Genomic DNA, 22,831 nt, shown 5'->3' on the forward strand with positions numbered 1-22,831 from the left:
ACCCCGGCGCGGGTTCAGTCCCCGAGGTTGACGGGTAGTTCCGCGAGACCGCTGACCAGGACGCGGCGCCACTCGAGGTCCTCGGCCGGCTTGGCCAGGCTCATCCGCGGGAGGCGTCGTACCAGGGCCAGCAGCGACTCCTGCAGTTCGATCCGGGCCAGCTGCGCCCCGAGGCAGAAGTGCGGTCCGAACCCGAACGACAGGTGCTTGTTGTCCTTCCGGTCCAGCCGCAGCTCGTCAGGAGCGTCGTACGCGCGGGGATCCCGGTTGGCCGAGTTCAGCGCCGCCATCACGCCTTCGCCTGCCTTGATCCGTACGCCGTGCAGCTCGACGTCCTCGAGTGCGACGCGCAACTGGCCGACCTCACTGAAGCGGTTGAAGCGCAGCAGCTCCTCGATCGCGGACGGGAGCAACGTGGGATCGGCGACCAGCTTGGCCCAGTTCTCCGGCCAGCGCAGCAGGGTCGCGACGCAGCTCGAGATCTGGTTCGCCGATGTCTCGTGGCCGGCGACCAGCAAGTTCACACCGAACGCGATCAGCTCTTCCTGACTGAGCCGGTCGCCTTCCTCGCGGGCCCGGACCAGTTCATCCAGCAGGTCCTCCGCGGGCTGGTCGGTGTTCGCCAGCTTCTTCGTGACCAGGTCCTCGATGTACGCCGTCAGGTTGGTCATCGCGTCCTCGACCAGGTCCTTCTCGGCCATCTTCATGCTGTACCCGAGCTCGGTCCACTCCCGGAACTGCGCGCGGTCCGCGTACGGTACGCCGAGCAGCTGACAGATCACCTGGATCGGCAACGGCAAGGCGACGAGTTGCCGGATGTCCGCACCGTCGCCGGCCGCCGCGACATCCTCTGCGAGCTGTGCCGACAACTCCGCGACCCACGGCCGGGTCTGCTCGATCTTCCGATGCGCGAACGTCGGCACGACCAGCCTGCGCAGCCGGGTGTGTTCTGGCGGATCGGTCGTGGTCAGGCTGTTCGGCATCGGCTTGGCCAGCGCGACCCGAGGTGCACCTTGCTTCACCACCGCGGCCCGGGAGAACCGCGGGTCCGCGAGCACCATCCGTACGTCGTCGTACCGCGTCACCAGCCAGACCTCGGCCCCGGCCAGCGTCCGCACCCGAGCCACGGGCCGGTTCTCCCGCAGCTCGGCGAACGTAGGCGAGGGATCGAACTGAAAAGCATCCTGGAACGGAATCTCCAGCACCGGTTCCGACACGTCTTCGACCCTAAGCGACTGAGGTAACCCTTGGCCGCTCCTCAGCGCGTCGGTGCGGAGGGGCGGGTGGCGACGGTTGGGACGATGAAGGCGGCGGCGATGAGCAGCATCAGGACGGCGCCGATGAGGGATCCGATGGTGATGCCCTCGACCACAGGCAGGGTGCCGCCCAGGCTGAGCTCGGCGTCGACGTTCGGCGAACCGTCGGCGTTCATGACGACGACGGACCAGTCGCCTCCGACGGCGTTCCAGTCGAGGGTTCTGGAGCCGGATGCGACCCAGAAGGTCTGGTCGGCGGGTGCAGCGGCGGGCTTGTCTCCGGCGTGTGCCGTCGTCGAGAGCTTGAACGGATCGACATCGAAGTCCGCGACCTCGTCGTGGCTGACACCGCTCAGGTACGTCGCCACCTCGGCCGCCGGACCGATCCCGACGAACACCGGCGTACCGTTCGTCGACTCGATGTCGATGCGGACGTCACCGAGGAAGTCGTCGGTGTAGAAGGCGTCCGGACCGGTGCCGCCGACCTCGAGTGACGGAGCCAGCAGGGCGTAGGAGCCGGTCGTGACGCGCTCCGGTCCGGCGGTGAAGTAGCCGTTGTCGCGTTGCTGCTGCGCCCAGAGGCCGAAGCCGCCGATCGCGAACAGGATGAGGCTGACCAGGCCGAAGAAGGCGCCGACGACAACCAGCAGAGTACGGCGGCCGCTCCACGTGCGTTGGACTGTGGGAGTAATGGTGGTCATGAGACTGTCTCCGTGACATGTGCGGTGTGGCGTGGGTGGATGGCTTCGGCGGGTGCGGGGCTGGTCCAGAAGCGTCGGTTGACGACCAGGAGGACTAGGGCGACCGCGCACCACACGGCGACGTACAGCCAGGTCTCGCGGGTCGCGTCGGCGCCGGACCAGAGGTCTTCGGTGTTGATGGCGCCCTCGGTGGCGTGCGCGATCAGGGTGATGAGTGCGCTGCCGGCGGCGTGGTTGAACAGCCACGCGTACCAGAAGGTGACGGCGACGGTGGTCATCGCTTCGAACGGCTGCAGGCCGAACGAGGAGATCAGGAAGAGCGGCAGGTGCCAGCCGGTGATGGCGACGGCCATGATGGCGGTCGCGGCGAGCGGCGTGCGCTTGGCCTGCAGTCGCGGCTGCGCGTAACCACGGAAGCTCGGCTCTTCGCTGAACGGTCCGCCCATCGGATCGACGATGTTCATCCCGATGACGAACGCGAGTCCGTACCACGGCGTGAACTGCCCGGTGTCCGGTGCGGACGCCCCCAGGGCCTGGTTCATCGAGATCGTCACGAAGTGCACGAGGAGCGGTACGGCGAGCGCGGCGACGTACCAGACCCAGCGGACGCGCCAGCGGATCAGTCGCGCTCCGACGGACTTCAGGCCGGCCAGGCCCTCGGTCAGGAAGACGACAACGAGAGCGGCGATCAGGGCGCCGGGGGCGAAGAAGCTGCCGAACGGGACGGCTCCCCAGGCGAGGACGTAGGCGAGCACGAAGAAGCTCAGCACGGGGTGATTGCGGACGAAGGTCATGACGGTTCTCCTGCGGATGAGGGGCGGCTGCGGACGTGGGTTTTGGCTCGGCCGGCGTGGAGGCTCGGGGTCGTTCTGGATCACGCGGGACTTGTGCACTGCTCCTCCAGGGACTCGGTCTACGTCCGAGACTCGCGCTCCTGGGCGCGTTCGGGAGACCGGTCGACCGGTGGAGGAATGGTTCGGGTTTCTGGTGTCAGGCGCGCAGATAGAGCAGTACGGCGAGCACCCGGCGGGATTCGCTGCGGGTGGACGGGATGCCGAGCTTGGTGAAGATGCCGGAGACGTACTTCTCCGCGGCGCGCAACGTGATCGTCAGCGCGTCCGCGATGCCCTGGTTGGAGGCACCGGTCGCCATCAACTCCAGCGCCTCGCGCTCGCGCGGCGTGAGCACCGCGAGCGGATCGTCACCACGCCGGCGCTTCAGCAGGGTGGAGACGATCTTCGGGTCGATGGCCGAGCCACCGGTGCCCACCCGCCGTACCGCGGCGACGAAGTCCTCGACGTCGCTGATCCGGTCCTTGAGCAGGTAGCCAACGCCCTCGGCGGACTCCGACAGCAGTTGCATCGCCAGACCGAGTTCGAGGTACTGCGACAGCACGAGTACGCCGACCCCCGGATGCTGCGCGCGGATCCGCAGCGCGGCGCGCATCCCTTCGTCGTTGTGCGTCGGTGGCAGCCGGATGTCGAGGATCGCGACCTCCGGTGGGAAGCTGCGGACGTACCGCAGCAGGTCGTCGGCGTTGTCGTACGCCGCGACGACCTCGAGGCCGGCACCACTCAGGATCCGGGTGAGCCCCTCGCGCAGCAGGACGCTGTCCTCGGCGATCGCTACTCGCACGGGAACTCCGCCTCGAGCCGGGTCCCGTGCCCGGCCGGGCTCCAGATCCGCAGCCGGCCACCGACCGCCTCGACCCGATCGGCGAGACCGCGAAGCCCGGTCCCGCGTTCGGTGTCCGCCCCGCCGACGCCGTCGTCGACGACCTCGACCACGACCGTGTCCGCCGAGCGCGTGACGTGGACCGAGGCCACGGTCGCGTGGGCGTGTTTGGCGATGTTCGTCAGGCTCTCGCTGACGACGTAGTACGCGGCGACCTCGATCCGCTCGGTCAGCCGTCCGTCGACCGCGACCTCGAGCTCGACGGGTACGGCGGCCTGCGCTGCCAGCGACTCCAACGCGACGGCCAGGCCGTGCCCGGTGAGCACGGCAGGATGGATGCCGCGGGCAACGTCTCGCAGCTCGTCGAGGGAGACGCTGACCTCACGCTTGGCCTGCAGCAACCGTTCCGAGGTCTCGCCTCCGGCACTGCCGGCGAGCAGGCCGAGCTCGAGCGACAAGGCAACCAACCGCTGCTGGGCGCCGTCGTGGAGATTCCGCTCTAGTCGCTGCCGCTCCTTCTGGCCGGCGTCGATGACCCGGGCTCGGGAACCCTGCAGTTCTTGCAGCCGGGCGCGGAGCTCCACCTGCAGGCGGTTGTTCTCCAGCGCGATGCCCGCCGCCGCGGCGACGGCGTCCAGCAACTCCCGTTCGTCCTCGAGCGACCGGTCGAACTCCAGCGCGATGATCGGCTCGTCGTCGCGCTTGATGACCCGCGTCGCCCGCCCGTCCTCGGCTCCGCGCAGCGTGATGGCCCGTCCCTCTTGGTCCGCCCAAGTGCCGTACTGCGGAAGCCAATAGGCAAGCGTCAGCGAAGGATCGTGCAGTGCCCGCGCCAGTGGCTCGCGCAGCTCGCCGGCTGGGTGGGCGCGCAGCTCCATCAGGAGTGCGCCGACATCGGTCCGGGCCATCCGGGCGTCCAGCAGGCCGAGCAGGAACGCGACCGGCGCGAGCCCGACTGCGGCGAACGCGATGTGGCGGACCGTTTCGATCTGCGGCCAGCCACGCAGACCCGCGACGTACAGGACCGCGAGCGCGACCAGTGCGAGTCCGAACGTGTCCACCAGCAGCGTCACCGGACGTCTGCGCGTGCCGGCGGCGGACGGACGCCGTACGAAGAGTAGAACCGTGCCGGTCAGGAGCAGAACGCTCATGGTGATCAGCTGGACCTGCTCGATCCGGGCCGCCAGTACGGGCTCGGAGGTGATGGCGAGCAGGCTGTCGGGATTGCCACCGAGCAGGATCTTCGCCAGTTGGAGAACCACGACGTTCACGTAGGCGGCGATGACGACCACCTGGCGTGGCCGGGTCTCCAGCCGTCCGGTCGGATAGGCGAGGAAGACGTGCAGGAACATGGCCGACGGAACCATGTCGAGCAGGTGGCCGAACGAGTGCAGCGCAGGCACCGAAGACCACTGCAGAGCCGTCAGCGCCATCACGAAGGCCGTGGCGATCATCAGTGGACCGAGGCGGCTGTCCGGCCGGCGCCACCAGGCCAGGGTGCCGCTGATCAGGTACGGAATGGTGATCCAGTTGAACAGCAGTGCCTGCAGACCCGGCCGGACGAGTTCGTCGCCGGCCATCGCGAGGACCACCGAAACCACCAGGGTGCCGAACCCCGCCAGGACGGTCGCCCACAAAGCCCACGGCCCTGGGCCGTGGGCCGGTTCGATCGTCAGGGTCCCCCTCGCCACAACCCGTCACCCACCCTCAACCCCAGCCTGCGCCCGTTGCCCGGCGCAGACAATGCGTGAGGTTCCTAACGACAGGAGGTGGTCCCGTCGGTGACGGAACCACCTCGCTGCGTGAGCCTGCGGACCGGGTGTGCGGTCGACTACCTCCTGTCCTTGGGCACCGTTACTTGGTGCCGAAGGTGTAGATGGTGGTGGTCGCGTAGGTCTCGCCGGGGCGGAGAACCGTGGACGGGAAGTTGGGCTGGTTGGGGGAGTCCGGGAAGTGCTGGGTCTCGAAGGCGAACGCATCGCCCTGGCGGTAGGCCTTGTTGCCGATGCCCAGGAACGTGCCGTCGAGGAAGTTGCCGCTGTAGAACTGCGCGCCCGGCTGGTCGGTGTGGACCGTGACGGTGCGGCCGTCCTCGGGCTCCCAGAAGCGGGCGGCGAAGCGGAGTCCGTCGTGGTCGGTCTTGCCGCCGAGGACGAAGTTGTGGTCGTAGCCGCGGCCGACGATGAGTTGCGGGTGGTCGCCGCGCAGCCGGGCGCCGATCGGCGTCGGCTTGTTGAAGTCGAACGGCGTACCCGCGACCGGGGCGATCTCGCCGGTCGGGATCAGGCCGGCGTCGACCGGGGTGTACGACGATGCGTTCAGTTCGAGCACGTGGTCGTCGATCGAGCCGCTGCCCTCACCGGCCAGGTTGAAGTACACGTGGTTGGTCAGGTTCACCACGGTCGGCTTGCCTGCGACGGTCGCTTGGTAGTCGATCCGCAGGTTGTCCCGCCGGTCCAGCGTGTAGGTGACCGTCGTACTGAGCTCACCCGGGAAGCCCATCTCACCGTCCGGGCTGACATAGCTGAACGCGACCCCGACCGAGTCGTCGGTGCGCACGGTCTTGGCCTTCCACACCTTCTTGTCGAAGCCGATGGTCCCGCCGTGCAACGCGTTCTCGCCGTTGTTGACCGGGATCTGGTACGTCGTCCCGTCCAGCGTGAACCGGCCCTTCGCGATCCGGTTGCCGTAGCGGCCGATGGTGGCGCCGAAGTACGGGCTGAGCGCCGCGTAGTCGGGCAGATTGTCGAAGCCCAGGCTGATGTTCTTGGTCCGGCCGCGCCGGTCCGGGGTCTCGACCCGCTGGATGGTGGCGCCCCAGGTCAGCATCGAGATCGTGACCCGGCCGTTGGTGAACGTGTAGACGTCCACCGCAACGCCCTCCGGGGTGGTGCCGAACGGGTCCTTGCGGATCTCCAGCTTGCCGTGGTGTGCGCCCATGGCGGCCAACTTATCCGGCGTACCAGCGGCCGAACCGGCCTGGGTGGTCGCCACCGCGGTACTGCTCAGAGCGCCCGCGGCGGCGGCACCCAGACCCAGGGCGCCGGCCGTACGCAGGACCTCGCGGCGGGGCAGGTGATCAGGCATCGCATTCCCCTCACTGAGTCGACGGTCGTCGGCGAGAGCGTTTCCACGCCGACCCGGGCACGATAAGCACGGGTGTCCAGTGTTTGGAATAGTTCGTAACGGTTTGAATTCGTCCGATGACTGCACGGTTATCGAAAGGTCTGCCGACGGCTGACCGGATCGGTCCGGTCCTGGCCCCGATCGGGTCTTCTCCGATACGCCGCCAGCACGCGAGCATGGACGGTATGAGCGCAACCGCACTGATCGTGATCGACGTCCAGGAATCCTTCCGCGTCCGGCCGAACTGGCAGGCCGTGAACCACCCCGACATCGCCGACCGGGTCGGCCGCCTGGTCCGCGCCGCCCGGGACCAGGGCGACCTCGTCGTCTGGGTGCTGCACACCGAGCCCGGCACCGGCGGCGCGTTCGATCCGGCGAACGGCCACGTCCGGCTGATCGAAGGACTCGAGCCGATCGACGGTGAGCCGGTGATCACCAAGACCTCGCACAACGCCTTCACCACAACGAATCTGCAGCAACTCCTGACCCAGCACGGCGTCACCGAGTTGGTGATCGGCGGCATCCGGACCGAGCAGTGCTGCGAGACCACCACCCGGATCGCCTCGGACCTCGGGTACGACGTCGTGTTCGTCACCGAGGCGACGGCGACGACCCCGTTGCCGCACTGGACGATGCCGGCCGACGCGAGTCTGGACGAGATTCTGGCGGATCCGCGCACACTCAGTCCCGAGCTCGTCACCGAGCGGACCGAGTACGCGCTGGCGGGCCGGTTCGCCACCATTCGGACACTCGACGAACTGACCGCCGTACCCGTGTCATCCTGACCGGATCATGAGTAGTACTCGGGTCGTCTTCCTGCTGGTACCCAAGCTGCACCTGCTGGATCTGGCCGGGCCGGCGCAGGTCTTCTCGACCGCGAACGATCTCGGCTACCGCTACCGGCTGAGCTACGTGGCGGAGACGGAGGAGATCGCCACCGCCCAGGGCGTGCCGGTGAAGGCGCGGCTGGACTGGCCCGAGCTCGGTCCGGACGACCTGATCGTCGTACCCGGTTGGCGGTCGCCGCGGTTGTCGCCGCAGCCGCCGATCGGGCCCGAGACCAGGCAGCGGTTGCGCACTCATCACGCAGCCGGGGGATCGGTGGCCAGCGTGTGCTCCGGCGCCGATGCACTCGGCGCGGCCGGGCTGCTCGACGGCCACCGCTACACCACGCACCACGACCTGACCGAGGAGCTGGCCGCGCGGTACCCGAAGGCGAGCATCGTGCGGGACGTCCTGTACGTCGTGGACGACCGCGTCATCACCTCCGCCGGGATCGCGAGCGGGATCGACCTGGCGCTGCACCTCGTCGCGGTCGAGCGGGGCGCAGAGGCCGCGGCCCGGGTGGCGCGGGAGATGGTCGTGTACGCCCGGCGCAACGGCGACGAACTGCAGGACAGCGTGATGCTGCGGCACCGCGGTCACCTGAGCGATCTGGCCCACCGGGTGCAGGACGTCATCGACGCCCGGTACGCCGACCGCCTCCTGCTCGCCGAGCTCGCGCACGAGGTGGGCGTGAGTGAACGGACCCTGACCCGGATCTTCACCAATGCCACCGGCCTGACCCCGCTGCGGTACCAGCAACTCCTCCGGCTCGAGCGGGCCGAACACCTGATCGGCCACGGCGCAACTGTCGAGGCGGCCGCTCGCACTGTCGGCTTCGAGGATGCCCGGATGCTCCGCCGTCTCCGCGCCCGTACCGCGGAGCCGGTCGCGGGGTAGACCTAGGTCCACCCGGCCGGGGGACTCAGCTCTCCTGAGTTCCGCCCGCCGTCCCACGAGGCTCGTTGTGTCAGGAACAACGAGAGGTGGGGACAGCGTGAGCGCTGGTGGCGTGACCGTGCGGGTTGCACGGTGGAGTGCGATCCATCCATGGCGAGCGATCGGCCTCTGGCTGCTGCTCGTCGTCGTCGCGGTCGGGATGTCGGTGGTCATCCCGAAGCAGCAGATGCAGAGCAAGGACACCTGGGTCGGTCAGTCCGGCCAGGCAGCGGAGATGATCGAGCACGCCGGACTGGGCGACCGGCCCGCGGAGACCGTACTCCTGACCGATCCCGACGGTCGGCTGGACAAGGCGGCCGCAACGACTGCGATGACCCAGCTCCGGCAGAAACTCACGACGCTGGACTCGGTCCAGGAGGTCGGTCAGCCGGTCTGGTCGGAGAACGGCAAGGCCGCGTTGCTGCCGATCGAGTTGAAGGGAACGGCGGACGACGCGGCCGACGCGATCGAGAAGGTCGTCGCCACCACCACCGAGGTCCAGCAGGCCAACCCGGGCCTCAGCATCAACCAGGCCGGCACGGCCTCACTGGACGCGGGGATCTGGAAGCAGGTCGGTTCGGATCTCGCCAAGGCGGAGAAGCTCAGCCTGCCGATCACGTTCGTGCTGATGCTGCTGGCGTTCGGTGCGCTGATCGCGGCCGGAATCCCCGTCCTGCTGGCGTTCTCGGCGGTCGGCGCCGCGCTCGGCTTCTACGCGCCGCTGTCGTTCCTCTTCCCCGACGGCGGTTCCGTCGCCAACGTCGTCCTGCTGATCGGGATGGCCGTCGGCGTCGACTACTCACTTTTCTACCTCAAACGAGAACGCGAGGAACGCCGTAAGGGCCGTAGCACCTTGGACGCCGTCGAGATTGCCGCGGCGACCTCAGGTCACTCGGTGGTCGTCTCCGGCCTCGCCGTGATCGTCTCGATGGCCGGCCTGTACGTCGCGCAGGACATGACGTTCTCTTCGATGGCAACGGCAACGATCGTGGTCGTCGCGGTGGCAGTCCTCGGCTCCCTGACCGTGCTGCCCGCACTGCTGGCGAAGCTGGGACATCGGGTCGACCGGCCGCGCGTCCCGCTGCTCTGGCGGCTGAACCGGCGCATCGGTCCCGGTGGGATCAGCCGTCGCATCCTGGCTCCGGTATTGAGCCATCCGCGGGCCGCACTGTCCGTGTCGATCCTCGCCGTGGCGGCGCTCGCCGTACCGGCACTGGGGATGAAGACCGAGCCGTCCGACCTGAACACGCTGCCGCAGAGCATCCCCGAGGTACGCACGTTCAAGGCCCTGCAGGAGAACTTCCCGTCCCAGGGCGGGCTTTCGTACGACGTGGTCGTGCGTGGCGAGGATGCGGTCGCGGCATTGACCGGGCTGCAGGAGTCCGCGGTACAGAGCGGCAAGTTCGTCGTACCGCAGGGCGAGGCGATCCGGCAGGCGAACGGGACAGCGGTGCTCACGCTGGTGTCGGTATTGCCGGAGAGCAGTGCGAACGCCGAGACCGCGTTGAACCAGTTGCGGTCGGACTTCGTACCCGCCTCGCTCGGGTCGATGCCGAACTGGGCGGTCGGTGGGGAGCAGGCCGAGTCGGTTGACTATGGCAACAATCAGCGAGATAAGCTGCCGTGGGTGATCGCGTTCGTCCTCGTGCTGACGCTGGTGATGATGGCCATCACGTTCCGGAGCGTGGCGATCGCCCTGCTGACCACGGTGCTCAACCTCGCCTCCGTGGCTGCCTGCTTCGGAGTACTGTCGCTGGTGTTCCAGCACAGCTGGGCCGAAGGGCTGCTCGGGTTCACTTCGTCAGGCTTCGTGGTGTCGTGGATCCCGCTGTTCCTGTTCGTGATCCTGGTCGGGTTGTCGATGGACTACCACGTGTTCGTCCTCGGCCGGATCCGCGAAGGAGTGGCCGCAGGGTTGACGCCTCGCGAGGCGGTCCGGAAGGGCATCACCGAATCGGCCGGTGTGGTGACCAGCGCAGCCGCCGTCATGGTCTCGGTGTTCGCGGTCTTCGCCACCCTGGGCATGCTCGAGATGAAGCAGATGGGCATCGGCCTGGCCGTCGCCGTCCTGATCGACGCGACCCTGGTCCGGATCGTGATGCTTCCCTCCATCCTCGTCCTCCTGGGCCGCAAGGCCTGGTGGCCGAACCGGCTGCACCGGCAGGAGCCGGCGCAGCCCGAACGAGAGCTGGTGACGGTCTAGTCCTGTTCGAACTGCAGTTGCTGACGATCCAGCAGGTGGCCGCTGCGGATCCCGGTGGCGAATGGATCAAGCAGGTCGACCGCGGCATCCTGCCGAAGACGTACTGCGGACCGACGTCGACCGAGGGGAAGCGGGTCTCGGAACGGATGGCCCGGGGCTTCACCGAGGACATGGCCATGTCGCGGACGAACGTCGACAAGGTCGCCCGTCCGGCCGCCGCGAAGATCATCCGCTGAGCCTCGAGGCCGCCGTCAGTTTGCTGACGGCGGCACTCAGCTGTCCGGTCAGGAGCAGGTGCTCGGCGTCCGACGTGAGTTTGGACGCCGGCTCGGTGACATTCTGTCCGATGTGGTTCTGCGCGATCCAGCGGGCCGCGCCGACCACCGCATCGCCCTCGGTGAAGGAGTCCGCCTTGGTGCGCTCGAGGTACTTGGCGGACTGGGTCAGAGCGGCGAGAGCGATAGTTGCCTGGGGCCCTGACCAGTCCTTCGCCTGGAGAGCTACCGAGGCAGCGACCGCAGCGGCCAGCGCGTACGGATCATGCTTGTGCAGAAGGGTGTTCCGGGCTTCTGTCAGCTTCTGCCGAGCCGTCGCCTGGGTGGTCAGACCCCAACCATAGGGGTACTGCGGATCGTAGGAGGCGTCACCGGCGTTCAATGGCTCCTGCGCTTCCGTACGCGGCCAGCTGACCGGCAGCCGACCGGTGAACGGGCGCCTGCCGAACAGGACGTCCGCGACCCCGGCGCCTTCGGTGCCCGGCAGCCACGACGCCACCACGGCGTTCATCGTGCCGAGCTGGTCGGCGATCGCCTGCGGCCGGCCGGACACGATCAGCACGACACACTTCATCGCGCCGCACACCTTGTCCACCGCGGCCTTGTCGGCGTCCGACAGCAGCAGGTCGTGACCATTGCCGACGTCACCGATCCCTTCGGCGTACGGGCGTTCGCCGACGACGACCACGCCGACGTCGTGACCCTCCAGTGGAGCCGAGGCGTCCGCGCTGAACGTTGCCGTCGGCACCACCTGCTTGATCCCGTCCAGGATCGTCGTACCGGTGGTCGTCGGACCGGAGCCGCCCTGCCAGGTGATGCTCCAGCCGCCCATCTGGTTGCCGAGGTCGTTCGCGTTGCTGCCGGCCACGTAGACCTTCGAGGTGGATGCCAGCGGCAACAGGTTGCCGTCGTTCTTGAGCAGCACCTGGGACTTGGCCGCCGCCTCCCGGGCGACCGCGCGGTGTGCGGCCGATCCGATGTCGGCGAGGTGCGTGGTGTCGGCGTACGGGTGCTCGAACAGGCCGAGCTTGAACTTCTCGGTCAGGATCCGCCGGACCGCGTCGTCGACCCGGGTCATCGGCACCCGGCCGGCGCCGATCTCGTCGGTCAGGCCCTGGGTGAAGCCCTGGTAGTTGGTCGGCACCATGATCATGTCGAGCCCGGCGTTGATCGACGTACGGATGTCGCTCGCGTAGTCGCCCGGCAGCTGGTCGATCGCCTGCCAGTCGCTGATCACGAACCCGTCGAAGCCCATCCGCTGCTTGAGTACGCCGTTGATCAACTCGCCGTCGCCGTGCATCTTGACCGGGGCCTGTCCGTCGATGGCGACACTCGAGTACGACGGCATCACGGCCCCGACCCCGAGGTCCACGGCGGTTCCGAACGGTGCCAGGTGCAGCGTCTCCAACTGCTGACGGGTGACCTCGGTGATGCCCTGGTCGATCTTGTAACTACCGGTCGTCGAGGACCCGTACGTCGTACCGCCGTCGCCGACGAAATGCTTCGCGGTCGCCAGCACGCGGGTGTTCTGCGCCAGCTGGCTGCCGTCCGCCTTGCCCTGCATGCCGGTGATCACGGTCGCCATCGACTGGACCAGCGCCGGGTCCTCGCCGTACCCCTCGTAGGCCCGGCCCCAGCGGTCGTCGCGGACCACGCAGACGCACGGCGAGAAGTCCCACGGGATGCCGGTCGCGCGCACCTCGGTCGCGGTCACCTCGCCGGTACGGCGGGCCAGGTCCGGATCGCGGGTCGCGCCGATGCCGATGTTGTGCGGCAGGATCGTCGCGCCGACCACGTTGTTGTGCCCGTGCACCGCGTCGACGCCGTAGATCAGCGGGATCTGCAACCGGGTGGCCTGGGCGTTCAGCTGGAAGTTGTCGATCATCGCCGCCCACGCGGCCGGAGTGTTCGGCGTCGGCACGGAGCCACCACCGGACAGCAGCGAACCGAGCGCGTACGACGCGATGTCGGTGCGCGAGCGGAGCGCGTTGCGCTCGGCCTGGGTCATCTGGCCGACCTTCTCGGCCGTCGTCATCCGGGCGAGCAGGTCCGCGACCCGCTTCTTCACCGGGAGCTTGCTGTTGAGGTAGGGCAGGTCGTGGGCGTTGATCACGACGACCGGCTGGGTCGACGGTGCCTTCGCGCCGGTGACGGTGAGCTCGAGCGGGATCGTCTCGGCGGCCTCCGCGGTGCGGTCCTTCCGGGTCGTGACGGCCACGGTCTGCGCGGTGCCGGACGCCGTACCGGCCGGGAAGGTGACCGTGCCGGTGACCGGGTTGTAGTCGTCGGCGCCGGCGGATCCGGTCCCCGTGCGGTAGTCGACGGTGACCGGCTCCTCGAGTGGGGTACTGCCGGTGGTCGCGACGGAGATCTTGACCTGGGCGGTGCCGCCTTCCTTGACCGGGTAGACGCCCGCATCGGTGACGACGCTCGCCTTCAGTGCGGGGTCGGCCTTGCCGTAGACCTCGACCTGGTCGATCGCGAACTCACCCGGGGAGCCGACCGGCATGGTGATCGCGTAGCCCCACATCTGGGTCAGGTTCAGCACCTGGTCGATGCCGCCGACCGGTTGGTAGTCGGCGCGGTAGACCAGGTCGCTGAACGGGATCTCGACCAGGTGCCAGCCCTGCCAGTCGTCGGTGAAGCTGGTGTTCCACAGTTCGGAGGCCTCGGCGTTGGCGCCGCCGTCCTTGATCTCGAAGAAGATCCGCTTGCCGGAGCCGGGTGGCAGCGGTGCGGTGTTCTGGCCGTACCACCAGAACCGGATGCCCTTGTGCGCGGACCAGTCGCCGGGGTTCTGGTCGAACGTCACGTCGTGGCTGAACCCGCCGTACCCGCTGATGTTGTAGGTGCCGTGCAGCACCTTCTCGCCGGACGGGGCGTCGGCGCGCGCCTGCAGCTCCATCGTCGGCGGGTCGTCGGCGTCGCTGCCCCAGCCGAAGATCCCCGGGTTCGGCGGCGACGCGAACGGCTCCGCCCCCTCGAACGCGGCCAGCACGATCGGCGCCGGGTCGTCGGCGACTGCCTGCAACGGCGCCATTCCCACCACCAGCGCCCCGGCCACCACCAGAGCAACCCGCCGGAACCCACGCATCGCGACCTCCCCAACGCGCGAGCCTCACACCCGCGTCGGCCCCGACTCTCAACCAGCCACCTCACCCGGTCAAGGCCTCACCGGTTCCGGAACTAGAGCGCTCTCACGATCGGGCGCATATGCGCGCGATCTCCGTCCTGAAGGCAGAAATGAACGAGCTCAGGTGCCGCGATCTCGATCTCGCCGATCGTGGTGGTGCGGCGCTCGGCGACCCAGTCGATCAGCTTCAGCGGGTTCGGGATCTCGGAGGTGAAGTGGAGGAGGTTGAGATACCAGATGTCACGGCGGCAGTGCGGGCGCTCGAACCAGTCGTCGGGGCCGAGCTCGGTGGCGAACCGGTCCAGGAAGGCGTCGGCTGCTCCGTCGAGCGGGATCGCGCAGGCCATCACCGACCCCGGGGTCAGGGTGAGACCGGTGACACGAAAGCGAGTCAGGCCGGCGGTCGCCCGCCGTACGGCGGCCAGATAGCGCTCGATCGCGGGGTCGTCCGGGGCGATGGTGGCGCGGTAGCCCTCGAGAGCGCGGACAGTGAGGTGGGCCGATCCCAGTTGGCCGGTCTGCCAGTGGCCCGGGCCGGCCAGCTCCGCCGCCTCGGTGGTGACGGCGTCCAGGCGTTGCGCGAGGTCGCTGTCGGTCGGAGGACGCAGTACGACGCTGACGGGCCAGCGGCCGCCCTCGCGGGGAGGTTCGTCGCGCTGATGGTCTCCGCGAGCGATGAGGGGTGCGGCGGTGGTGAACAGATCGTCGAACTTGGTCACGGGCGGTACGACGCCGGACGGGATTCAGAAGTTGGAGTGGTCCGATTGAGAACGAATTCAGTAGCCAGAGTGATGGACCCTGACCGGCGCGGCCGGAAAGGATGAGCGCATGACTACACGTTTCGGGATTTTCGTACCGCAGGGCTGGAAGATGGATCTGGCTCAGATCGCGGATCCGGTGGAGCAGTGGGAGGCGATGACCGACGTCGCCAAGCGGGCCGATGAGCAGTCCTGGGACTCGATCTGGTTGTTCGACCACTTCCACACCGTGCCGGAGCCCAGTGACAACACCACCTTCGAGTGCTGGAGCGCGACGGCCGCGCTGGCCCGCGACACCAGCCGGGTGAACATCGGCCAGATGGTCGGCTGCAACGGATACCGCAACCCGGCGCTGTACGCGAAGATCGCGTCCACCGTCGACGTCGCCAGCCACGGCCGCCTGTACGCCGGCATCGGCGCGGGCTGGTACGAGCACGAGTGGAAGGCCTACGGCTACGAGTGGACCGACATCCCGCCGCGGATGGCCGCGTTCCGGGAGGCCACCGAGATCATCTACAAGATGTGGACCGAGGACAAGCCGGTCTACAACGGCAAGCACTACTCGATCAATGAACCGATCAACGAGCCGAAGGGCGTGCGCAAGCCGCACCCGTCGTTCTGGATCGGTGGCGGTGGCCCGAAGGTCACGCTGAAGCTGGTCGCGCAGTACGGCGACGCGGCCAACATCGGCGGCGGCAACCCGCAGGTGATCAAGGAGAAGGCGGACATCCTGCGCGCGCACTGCGAGAGGGTCGGCCGGAACTACGACGACATCATCAAGTCGACCAGCTTCAACGTGTTCCCGATCGACAAGGGTGACGACCCGGCGAAGGCGACCGAGAAGGCCCTCGGCCCGATGAACCGGGAGAAGTTCGACAACGACAACCTGATCGGGACCGAGGACGAGATCGCGGACAAGGTCGAGGCGGCACTCGAGGCCGGCGCCGACTACGTCATCTTCTACGTCCCGGGCGTCGCGTACGACCTGGACCTGGTCGACCGCGTCGAGCAGGTCACCAAGCGCTTCGCCTGAGCCGGAGCCTGCGGAGTCCCGGCCGCACGGTGCGGCCGGAGGTACTTGCGGCCCTGACCAGAACCGGCCATGGCGGGAGTCCGTCATCGGCATCGGTGGACCGGGCTGAGGGCAACTGACAGGCTCGCGAGGATGGCCTCGCGAGCGTCGGGGCATCGGGAGGACCGCCCCGTGACTACTCGATTGCCACGCCTCACCTCGGGCCTGCTCGCGACGGTGGTGGTCGCCAGTTCCCTGCTGCTGGCGACCACCCCGGCCCACGCTGGAGCCACGACCGCTCCGGCGACACCAGCCGGCAGCACCCACCGGATCACCCTGGTGACCGGTGACGTCGCCGAACTGACCACGAGCTCCAACGGCCAGGTCTCGGCCCACCTGGCGGGCGACGAGCCGTACTACTTCGGCAGCTTCGACGGCGAGCTCAGCGTGGTCCCCGCCGCGGCGTACCCGCTCCTGAGCGAGGGTCGCCTGGACGAGCGCCTCTTCAACCTCACCGAGCTGGTCGAGCAGGGGTACGACGACGCGAGCAGCGACGAACTGCCACTCCTCCTGGCCGCGCCGTCCACCCTGCGCAGTACGCCGGCCGCCCCGCAGGCCGCGACCGTACGCCGTACCCTCCCCAGCGTCGGGAGCACCGCGGTCAGCGTGGAGAAGGCCGGCGCGAAGACCTTCTGGAACAGCATCAGCGGCCCGACCACCTTCAGGTCCGGCAGCCAGGTGGCCAAGATCTGGCTCGACGGGCGGACCGAGGCGACCCTCGAACAGTCCACGAAACAGATCGGTGCCCCAACCGCCTGGCGGTCCGGGTACGACGGCCAGGGCGTCAAGGTGGCCGTGCTCGACACCGGCTACGACGCGGGCCACCCGGACCTCGCCCAGCAGGTCGTCGCATCCCAGAGCTTCGTCCCGGACCAGCCGGTCCAGGACCTGCACGGCCACGGCACCCACACCGCGTCGATCGTCGCCGCCCTCGGTACGGCGTCCGACGGTGAGCGCAAGGGAGTCGCGCCAGGCGCCGACCTGCTGATCGGCAAGGTGCTCGACAACAGCGGCCACGGTCTCGACTCCGAGGCGATCGCCGGCATGGAGTGGGCGGTCCAGCAGGGCGCGAAGGTCGTCAGCATGAGCCTCGGCGGCAAGCCGTCTGACGGGTCCGACCCGATGAGCCAGGCCGTCGACCGGTTGTCGAAGTCGAGTGGTGCCCTGTTCGTCGTTGCCGCAGGCAACGCCGGCGCGGAGGACTCCGTCAGCTCTCTCGGTGCGGCGTCGGAGGCACTGACCGTGGGTGCCGTCGACCGTGACGACAAGTTGGCGAGCTTCTCCAGCCGTGGGCCGCGGCTCGGCGACGGTGCACTGAAGCCCGAGGTCACCGCGCCCGGCGTGGAGATCGCGGCCGCCCGGGCGGCCGGCACCGAACAAGGCCACGTGCTCGGCCAGTACTACACCAGGCTGAGCGGCACCTCGATGGCCACGCCGCACGTGGCCGGCGCCGCCGCGATCCTGGCCCAGCGGCACCCGGACTGGTCGGGCCAGCAGTTGAAGGCCGTGCTCGCCGCGACAGCGGTGCCGTCCAAGGACGCGACCCCCGCCCAGCAAGGCCTCGGCCGGATCGACATCCCGAACGCGCTCGACCCGGCGATTCTGCCGGACGCGGCCAGCCTGTTCTTCGGTGATCTCTCCTGGAGCGGTACGACGGCCCCGGCGCCGGTCGGGCGCACGGTTGCTTACCGCAACAACTCCACCCGGAAGGTGACGCTGGACCTGAGCGTCGGCGCGCAGTCGCCCGGCAAGGTGAACGCAGCGGTCACGGTGAGCCCCGCGCGGCTGACCATCCCGGCCGGCGGTACGGCGTCCGCCACGGTCACGATCGACCTCGCGAAGACCCAACCGGCCAAGTACACCGGCGTCCTCACGGCCCGCAGCGGCCACGTGTCGTACCGGACCGGGCTCGGGTTCGCGGCCGGTGGGCGGCTGAACTCCGTGACTGTGAAGGCGATCGGCCGCGACGGCAAACCTGCCAGCCTCAAGGGCGGGTCCAGCGGCGTGCAGCTGTGGAACCAGGACACCGGCGCCGTGAAGGTGGTCGCCTTCGACAGTGCCACCGGCAGCCGGACCCTCGAAGTACCGACCGGACGGTACGCCGTCATGGTCTTCGTCGTCGGCGCCGACCAGGCAGGCTGGTCCAACTCGTACTCGTTGCTCGGTGATCCGGACGAGTGGATCGACGGCGACCGGACGTTCAGCTTCGACGCGCGGACCGCGAACAAGGTCACCATCAAGACCCCGCGTCCGGCCGACGCGCAGAAGGTCGGGTTCGCCTGGCACCGCAACGTCGGCGCCCGCGACGCGGTGTCCGGCTGGACGGTGCCGCAACGGGCCACCGGCGGCATCTACGTGCAGGACTTCGGGAAGGTTGCCAACGGCACCTTCCAGGTCGTGCAGCGGTGGGATCTCGCCCAGCCCGAACTGACCGCCGACGTCAGCGGCGTGGACGGGGCCTTCCGGTTGCCGACCCCGAGCGAGACGACGTTCGACTCGTCGTACGTCGGCAGCACGACGCTGCCGCTGGTGAACGGCGGCGACGGTACGGCGGCTGAGCTGACCGGGGCCAAGAATGCCGCGGTTCTGTTGCGGTTTCGGGGTTCCAGTCAGACGGCGGCGCAGATCACCGCGGCCAAGCAGGCGGGGGCGAAGTTCGTCCTGATGTACAACGAGATCTCTGGCTTCTGGTCGACGAGTTCCAACCAGGGCGTCCCGTTCTATCTGCTGCGTGCCGAGCAAGGCCGGCAGTTGCTCGACGTACTGGCCAAGGGACCGGTGTCCATGCGGCTGAACGGGTTGCGCGACAGCACCTACCGGTACGACGTGGTCCTGGGGCCGTCCGTCGTCCGCGGCCCGCTCACCTATGACGTCGCGAAGATGCGGCCGGCTGTGGTGACCACGGACTTCCAGCGCAACGACGCGTTCAAGTTGCACAACGACGAGCGGATCGCACACCTGCCGGGTGTACCGGCCGGCCTGAGCTCGATCCGTGGCGTGACCGGACCGGTCACGCGCACCGACTACCTCGCCAGCGACGTGAAGGGCGTCCTGTGGGACGAGCAGACGTCGGCGGGGGACTGGAACGAGTCCGGCTTCGAGTACACGATCGCCCGCGGCTACCGCCGGAACGAGACGGCGGACCGTGGCTGGTGGGAGTCGCTGACGCGTCCCGCCGTTCCGGATGGAGGGGGAGCCGGGAACGAGGTGCAGGGCTGGCCTCCGGCGCGGTACGAGAACGCGTTGCGGTTCGCGATCCCGCAGTACGTCAGTGGTGATCGCACCATCTATGGCTGGGGCGACCGCGGTGACACGACGAGCATGAAGCTCAGCAGCAACGGCGTCGAACTCGGCAGCGAGGACTGGTCGGTCGGCCAGTTCACGGTGCCGGCCAAGGCGGCCTGGTACGACCTGACGCTGGACCAGAAGCGTGGTCCGAGCAGTTGGGCCAAGACCTCGACCGCGACCCACACCGAGTGGCACTTCCTGTCCAAGCCGACCAGCGGGCGATCGGTGCTTCCACTCGTCCAGGTCGACTACCAACGGGCCGGCGACCGGCTGCAGCTCAAGCCGGCGTACCAACCGGGTGTGCACGGCCTGGGCATCTTCCGCACCACCGCCGAGATCTCGTACGACGGGACGACCTGGCAACGACTCACGCTGCTCCCGCGGGGACTCGACGGCACGGTCACAGCGCGGATCCCGGCCGCACCAGCGGGAGCGTCGGCGGCAAGCCTCCGGGTCACGGCGACCGATCTGGTCGGGAACAAGCTCAGCCAGACGATCGAGAACGCCTGGCTCGTCCAGTGATGTGATCGATGCAGTGTTCTGATCGTTCACAAAGGGGCGACGCCACGAAGCCGGGGGGAGTTGCTCCGTGGCGTCGCCAGAGGCGCGCCAAGGGAGGGGTGGGGGCAGGCGCGCCGGTCTGTGTGGATCAGCTCCCGAGGATGCCTCCACCGAGAACGCCCAGCAGTCCGAGCAGGGACAGCAGGTTGCGGATCACTTGCTCGACGGCGGCGGTGCCGCCGGTCTGGTAGGCCGTCACGCACTTCTGCAACTGGTCCTGCGTCGGCGAGGTGATGGTCACCTTCTTCATCTCCGCCTGGCAGTACTGCGTCGCCTTGGTCAGCTCGGTCAAGGTGCTGCCGACCGTGCCGACGATCAGGCCGGCTGCCGTCTGCAGGGTTGCGACGCCCGGCGCCGGCGGTTTGCCAGACGTCGGAGGCTTCGGCGTCGGCGTGGTCGGGTTGTCCGTCGACGGCTTGTCGCCCGGTGTGGTCGGCTTGCTGCCCGGCGGGGTCTTGGTCGGCTGCGTGCCCGGCTTGCCGTCGCCACCCTGGACCGGTCCGGTCGTCGGCTTGGCCGCGCCCGGGTAGGTGGGCAGGTCGCTCGCCTGCGGCAGGTTGTTGTCGGCCGGGGCGTCGATGGTCGGGTCGCCGACCTGGTCGCCGGCGGTGTCGATGCCCTGGCCGTCGCTCTCGGTCCCGTTGCCGACCGCGATCCAGCTGCCACCGGCGTACGCCTTCGCGATGCTGATCACGAGATCGGCGTACTGCTGGGAGTGGTTGTAGCGCAGGATCGCCGAGTTCAGATCACTGGCCTTGGACAGGTTGGTCTTGCCGGAGCACAGGTACACCGCGGTGGACATGGCCGCGTCGTCGATGTCCTGCGGGTTCCGCACGCCGTCGCCGTCGCCGTCCACCCCCATCGAGCGCCAGGTGCCCGGGATGAACTGCATCGGCCCGACCGCGCGGTCGAAGGCGCCGTCACCGTCGAACGCACCGGCGTCCGTGTCGTTGATCTTGGCCGTGCTCACGCCGTCCAGCCGGGGGCCGAAGATGCCCGGCACCGCGACACCCTGGGAGTTCAGCGCGTTGCCTCCGAAGCGGCCGTGGTTCGACTCGACCCGGCCGATCGCGGCCACGAGGGTCCACGGCAGGTTGCAGGCAGGATCGACCTGTGCCATCACCTGCTGAGCCCGGGAGTAGGCCTTCAACGCGGCGTTCGGGATCCCGTTGCGGGACAGGCCGGAGACGACCTGGGTCGGCTGCTCGCCGGGATCGACACCGTGGCCGACCACACCGGGCACCGGCACGTTGGCCGGCTCGGCGATCGGCTGCTTCGGTACGACGACCGGACTCTTGCCGGACAGACCCTGCTCCAGCGACGCCGTGGCGATCGCCGGATCATCCGTGGCGCTGACGGTGAATGCGCTCGCGAACAACGCCAGCGGGATGAGCGGCGCCACCTGACGCCACCCGCTACCCGTGGCGCGGCGCTTGCCCTTCGCCATCGATGATCCCCTCCGTGACTCATCGAAATGCCCAGCCCCACGCTGCGGACATCTGATTTCGTCTGTCGGTTGCCGTCGTACTGGGTCTAACGTCCAGTCCGTGCGTGGGTTACGCACCGAACTCAGACCATCTACGTCGGGTTACCGGGTACCCATACTGGCGCGTAACAACGCGCCTGTGAACCCCCCGGCGGGAACGAACCGGCCTGCCCGCCCATCGGCCCGCCTGGCCGGTCGGGGAGAATGGCGGCCGTGCCCGACCACACAGAACAGTCCGCCAGCCTCTTCGACAGGGCGTCCGCCGTCACGCCGGGCGGGGTCAATTCTCCCGTACGAGCGTTCCGCGCCGTTGGCGGCGTACCGCGATTCATGGCATCGGGTGATCGATGTCACATTACCGATGTCGACGGCAATCGCTACCTCGATCTGGTCTGCTCCTGGGGCCCGATGCTGCTCGGCCACGCCCACCCGGAGGTGACCGCCGCGGTCCAGGCCGCCGTCGCCCGCGGTACGTCGTACGGGACGCCGACCGAGACCGAAGTACTGCTCGGCGAGGAGATCGTCGGGCGGACCCCGGTGGACAAGGTCCGGCTGGTCTCGTCCGGCACCGAGGCCACCATGTCGGCGCTCCGGCTGGCCCGCGGGTATACCGGCCGGGCGAAGATCGTGAAGTTCGCCGGCTGCTACCACGGGCACGTCGATGCCCTGCTCGCGCAGGCGGGATCCGGCGTGCTGACGCTGGGCATTCCCGGTACGCCGGGTGTCACCGAGGCGACCACGGCCGACACCATCGTGCTGCCGTACAACGACCAGGCCGCCGTCTCCGCCGCCTTCGCCGAGTACGGCGACCAGATCGCGGCTGTCATCACCGAGGCGTCACCCGGCAACATGGGCGTCGTACCGCCCCGCGACAACTTCAACGCCTTCCTGGCCACGACGTGCAAGGACAACGGCGCACTGTTCATCTCCGACGAGGTGATGACCGGCTTCCGGATCACCCGCTCCGGCTGGTACGGCGTCGACGGCGTACAGCCCGACCTGATGACGTTCGGCAAGGTGATGGGCGGTGGCTTCCCGGCCGCGGCGTTCGGCGGACGGGCCGACGTCATGTCGCACCTGGCTCCGGAGGGCTCGGTCTACCAGGCCGGCACCTTGTCCGGGAACCCGATCGCCACCACCGCGGGCCTGACCACGCTTCGACTGGCCACCGACGAGGTCTACGCGAAGCTCGACGAGACGTCGGCCACGATCCAGCGGCTGGTCTCGACCGCGCTGGACAAGGAAGGTGTGCCGCACGTCATCTCGGCGGCCGGGAACCTCTTCAGCGTCTTCTTCGTGGAGTCCTCGGAGGGACCTGCCGAGATCCGGGACTTCGCCGGAGCGAGCGCCCAGGTGCTGCCCCGGTTCGCGGCGTTCTTCCATGCCATGCTGGACGCCGGCGTCTACCTGCCGCCGAGCGCCTTCGAGGCCTGGTTCGTCAGCGCCGCCATCGACGACGACGCCCTGGCCGAGCTCGAGTCCGCCCTGGCCTCTGCGGCAGCGGCGGCGGCCGCCGTACAACACTGAAGGGCTGTAC

At 68.7% G+C, this 22,831-nt stretch carries 16 protein-coding genes; 7 read left to right on the forward strand and 9 right to left on the reverse strand.

Annotation, left to right across the window (positions count from 1 at the left end):
• Positions 1 to 14: 14 nt before the first annotated feature.
• From E0H75_RS08690 to E0H75_RS08715, 6 genes are all read right to left on the reverse strand, one after another.
• The gene (locus E0H75_RS08690; RefSeq protein ID WP_131512653.1) at positions 15 to 1,217 is read right to left on the reverse strand and encodes a cytochrome P450; all 1,203 of its coding nucleotides are present in this window, start codon (positions 1,215 to 1,217) and stop codon (positions 15 to 17) included.
• 41 nt (positions 1,218 to 1,258) lie between these two features.
• A complete protein-coding gene (locus E0H75_RS08695) occupies positions 1,259 to 1,957 on the reverse strand; it encodes a hypothetical protein (RefSeq protein ID WP_131512654.1) in 699 nt (232 codons plus the stop codon).
• Positions 1,954 to 2,751, reverse strand: a complete 798-nt coding sequence (locus E0H75_RS08700; protein ID WP_131512655.1) for a CPBP family glutamic-type intramembrane protease — start codon at positions 2,749 to 2,751, stop codon at positions 1,954 to 1,956. The genes E0H75_RS08695 and E0H75_RS08700 overlap by 4 nt, the downstream gene beginning before the upstream one ends.
• Before the next feature lie 196 nt (positions 2,752 to 2,947).
• A complete protein-coding gene (locus tag E0H75_RS08705; RefSeq protein ID WP_131512656.1) occupies positions 2,948 to 3,592 on the reverse strand; it encodes a response regulator transcription factor in 645 nt (214 codons plus the stop codon).
• A complete protein-coding gene (locus E0H75_RS08710) occupies positions 3,583 to 5,322 on the reverse strand; it encodes a histidine kinase (RefSeq protein ID WP_131512657.1) in 1,740 nt (579 codons plus the stop codon). Before E0H75_RS08710 ends, E0H75_RS08705 begins: the two co-directional genes overlap by 10 nt.
• A gap of 163 nt (positions 5,323 to 5,485) precedes the next feature.
• On the reverse strand, positions 5,486 to 6,718 hold the full coding sequence (locus E0H75_RS08715) for an aldose epimerase family protein (RefSeq protein ID WP_131512658.1): 1,233 nt from the start codon (positions 6,716 to 6,718) through the stop codon (positions 5,486 to 5,488).
• 224 nt (positions 6,719 to 6,942) lie between these two features.
• Between E0H75_RS08715 and E0H75_RS08720 the strand changes: the two genes are divergently transcribed.
• The 4 genes from E0H75_RS08720 (at position 6,943) to E0H75_RS08735 (ending at position 10,957) form a co-directional block, all read left to right on the forward strand.
• Positions 6,943 to 7,542 (forward strand): cysteine hydrolase family protein, encoded by a 600-nt coding sequence (locus E0H75_RS08720; RefSeq protein ID WP_202872866.1) that lies wholly within the window; start codon positions 6,943 to 6,945, stop codon positions 7,540 to 7,542.
• Between the two features lie 7 nt (positions 7,543 to 7,549).
• Positions 7,550 to 8,479 (forward strand): GlxA family transcriptional regulator, encoded by a 930-nt coding sequence (locus tag E0H75_RS08725; protein ID WP_131512659.1) that lies wholly within the window; start codon positions 7,550 to 7,552, stop codon positions 8,477 to 8,479.
• Positions 8,480 to 8,576: 97 nt separating this feature from the next.
• Complete coding sequence (locus tag E0H75_RS08730) at positions 8,577 to 10,721, forward strand: MMPL family transporter (protein WP_131512660.1); 2,145 nt, start codon at positions 8,577 to 8,579, stop codon at positions 10,719 to 10,721.
• A 35-nt stretch (positions 10,722 to 10,756) separates the two neighbouring features.
• A complete protein-coding gene (locus tag E0H75_RS08735) occupies positions 10,757 to 10,957 on the forward strand; it encodes a hypothetical protein (RefSeq protein WP_131512661.1) in 201 nt (66 codons plus the stop codon).
• Here the strand turns inward: E0H75_RS08735 and E0H75_RS08740 are convergent.
• Together E0H75_RS08740 and E0H75_RS08745 are read right to left on the reverse strand one after the other, a co-directional pair.
• Positions 10,947 to 14,090, reverse strand: coding sequence for a glycoside hydrolase family 3 N-terminal domain-containing protein (locus E0H75_RS08740; protein WP_131512662.1), 3,144 nt, complete (start codon positions 14,088 to 14,090; stop codon positions 10,947 to 10,949). The two genes, E0H75_RS08735 and E0H75_RS08740, sit on opposite strands and share 11 nt — an antisense overlap.
• Positions 14,091 to 14,182: 92 nt before the next feature.
• Positions 14,183 to 14,848, reverse strand: coding sequence for a hypothetical protein (locus E0H75_RS08745; RefSeq protein WP_131512663.1), 666 nt, complete (start codon positions 14,846 to 14,848; stop codon positions 14,183 to 14,185).
• Positions 14,849 to 14,957: 109 nt separating this feature from the next.
• On the opposite strand from E0H75_RS08745, the gene E0H75_RS08750 reads away from it, so the two are divergent.
• Positions 14,958 to 15,920 (forward strand): LLM class F420-dependent oxidoreductase, encoded by a 963-nt coding sequence (locus E0H75_RS08750; RefSeq protein ID WP_131512664.1) that lies wholly within the window; start codon positions 14,958 to 14,960, stop codon positions 15,918 to 15,920.
• A 171-nt stretch (positions 15,921 to 16,091) separates the two neighbouring features.
• Positions 16,092 to 19,769 (forward strand): S8 family serine peptidase, encoded by a 3,678-nt coding sequence (locus E0H75_RS08755; RefSeq protein WP_238162893.1) that lies wholly within the window; start codon positions 16,092 to 16,094, stop codon positions 19,767 to 19,769.
• A 127-nt stretch (positions 19,770 to 19,896) separates the two neighbouring features.
• Here the strand turns inward: E0H75_RS08755 and E0H75_RS08760 are convergent, their stop codons facing one another.
• The gene (locus tag E0H75_RS08760) at positions 19,897 to 21,255 is read right to left on the reverse strand and encodes a lytic murein transglycosylase (RefSeq protein WP_131512666.1); all 1,359 of its coding nucleotides are present in this window, start codon (positions 21,253 to 21,255) and stop codon (positions 19,897 to 19,899) included.
• 243 nt (positions 21,256 to 21,498) lie between these two features.
• On the opposite strand from E0H75_RS08760, the gene hemL reads away from it, so the two are divergent.
• Positions 21,499 to 22,821 (forward strand): glutamate-1-semialdehyde 2,1-aminomutase, encoded by a 1,323-nt coding sequence (gene hemL, locus E0H75_RS08765; RefSeq protein ID WP_131512667.1) that lies wholly within the window; start codon positions 21,499 to 21,501, stop codon positions 22,819 to 22,821.
• The last annotated feature ends 10 nt before the right edge of the window (positions 22,822 to 22,831 follow it).

Origin of the sequence: Kribbella capetownensis (assembly GCF_004331485.1) — a bacterium.
In the GTDB taxonomy this organism is placed as follows: domain Bacteria; phylum Actinomycetota; class Actinomycetes; order Propionibacteriales; family Kribbellaceae; genus Kribbella; species Kribbella capetownensis.

Coding starts and splice junctions, on each gene's coding strand:
- E0H75_RS08695 (WP_131512654.1), bottom strand. CDS start 1,957: ATGACCACCATTACTCCCACAGTCCAACGCACGTGGAGCGGCCGCCGT.
- E0H75_RS08700 (WP_131512655.1), bottom strand. CDS start 2,751: ATGACCTTCGTCCGCAATCACCCCGTGCTGAGCTTCTTCGTGCTCGCC.
- E0H75_RS08715 (WP_131512658.1), bottom strand. CDS start 6,718: ATGCCTGATCACCTGCCCCGCCGCGAGGTCCTGCGTACGGCCGGCGCC.
- E0H75_RS08720 (WP_202872866.1), top strand. CDS start 6,943: ATGAGCGCAACCGCACTGATCGTGATCGACGTCCAGGAATCCTTCCGC.
- E0H75_RS08725 (WP_131512659.1), top strand. CDS start 7,550: ATGAGTAGTACTCGGGTCGTCTTCCTGCTGGTACCCAAGCTGCACCTG.
- E0H75_RS08740 (WP_131512662.1), bottom strand. CDS start 14,090: ATGCGTGGGTTCCGGCGGGTTGCTCTGGTGGTGGCCGGGGCGCTGGTG.
- E0H75_RS08750 (WP_131512664.1), top strand. CDS start 14,958: ATGACTACACGTTTCGGGATTTTCGTACCGCAGGGCTGGAAGATGGAT.
- E0H75_RS08760 (WP_131512666.1), bottom strand. CDS start 21,255: ATGGCGAAGGGCAAGCGCCGCGCCACGGGTAGCGGGTGGCGTCAGGTG.
- hemL (WP_131512667.1), top strand. CDS start 21,499: ATGGCGGCCGTGCCCGACCACACAGAACAGTCCGCCAGCCTCTTCGAC.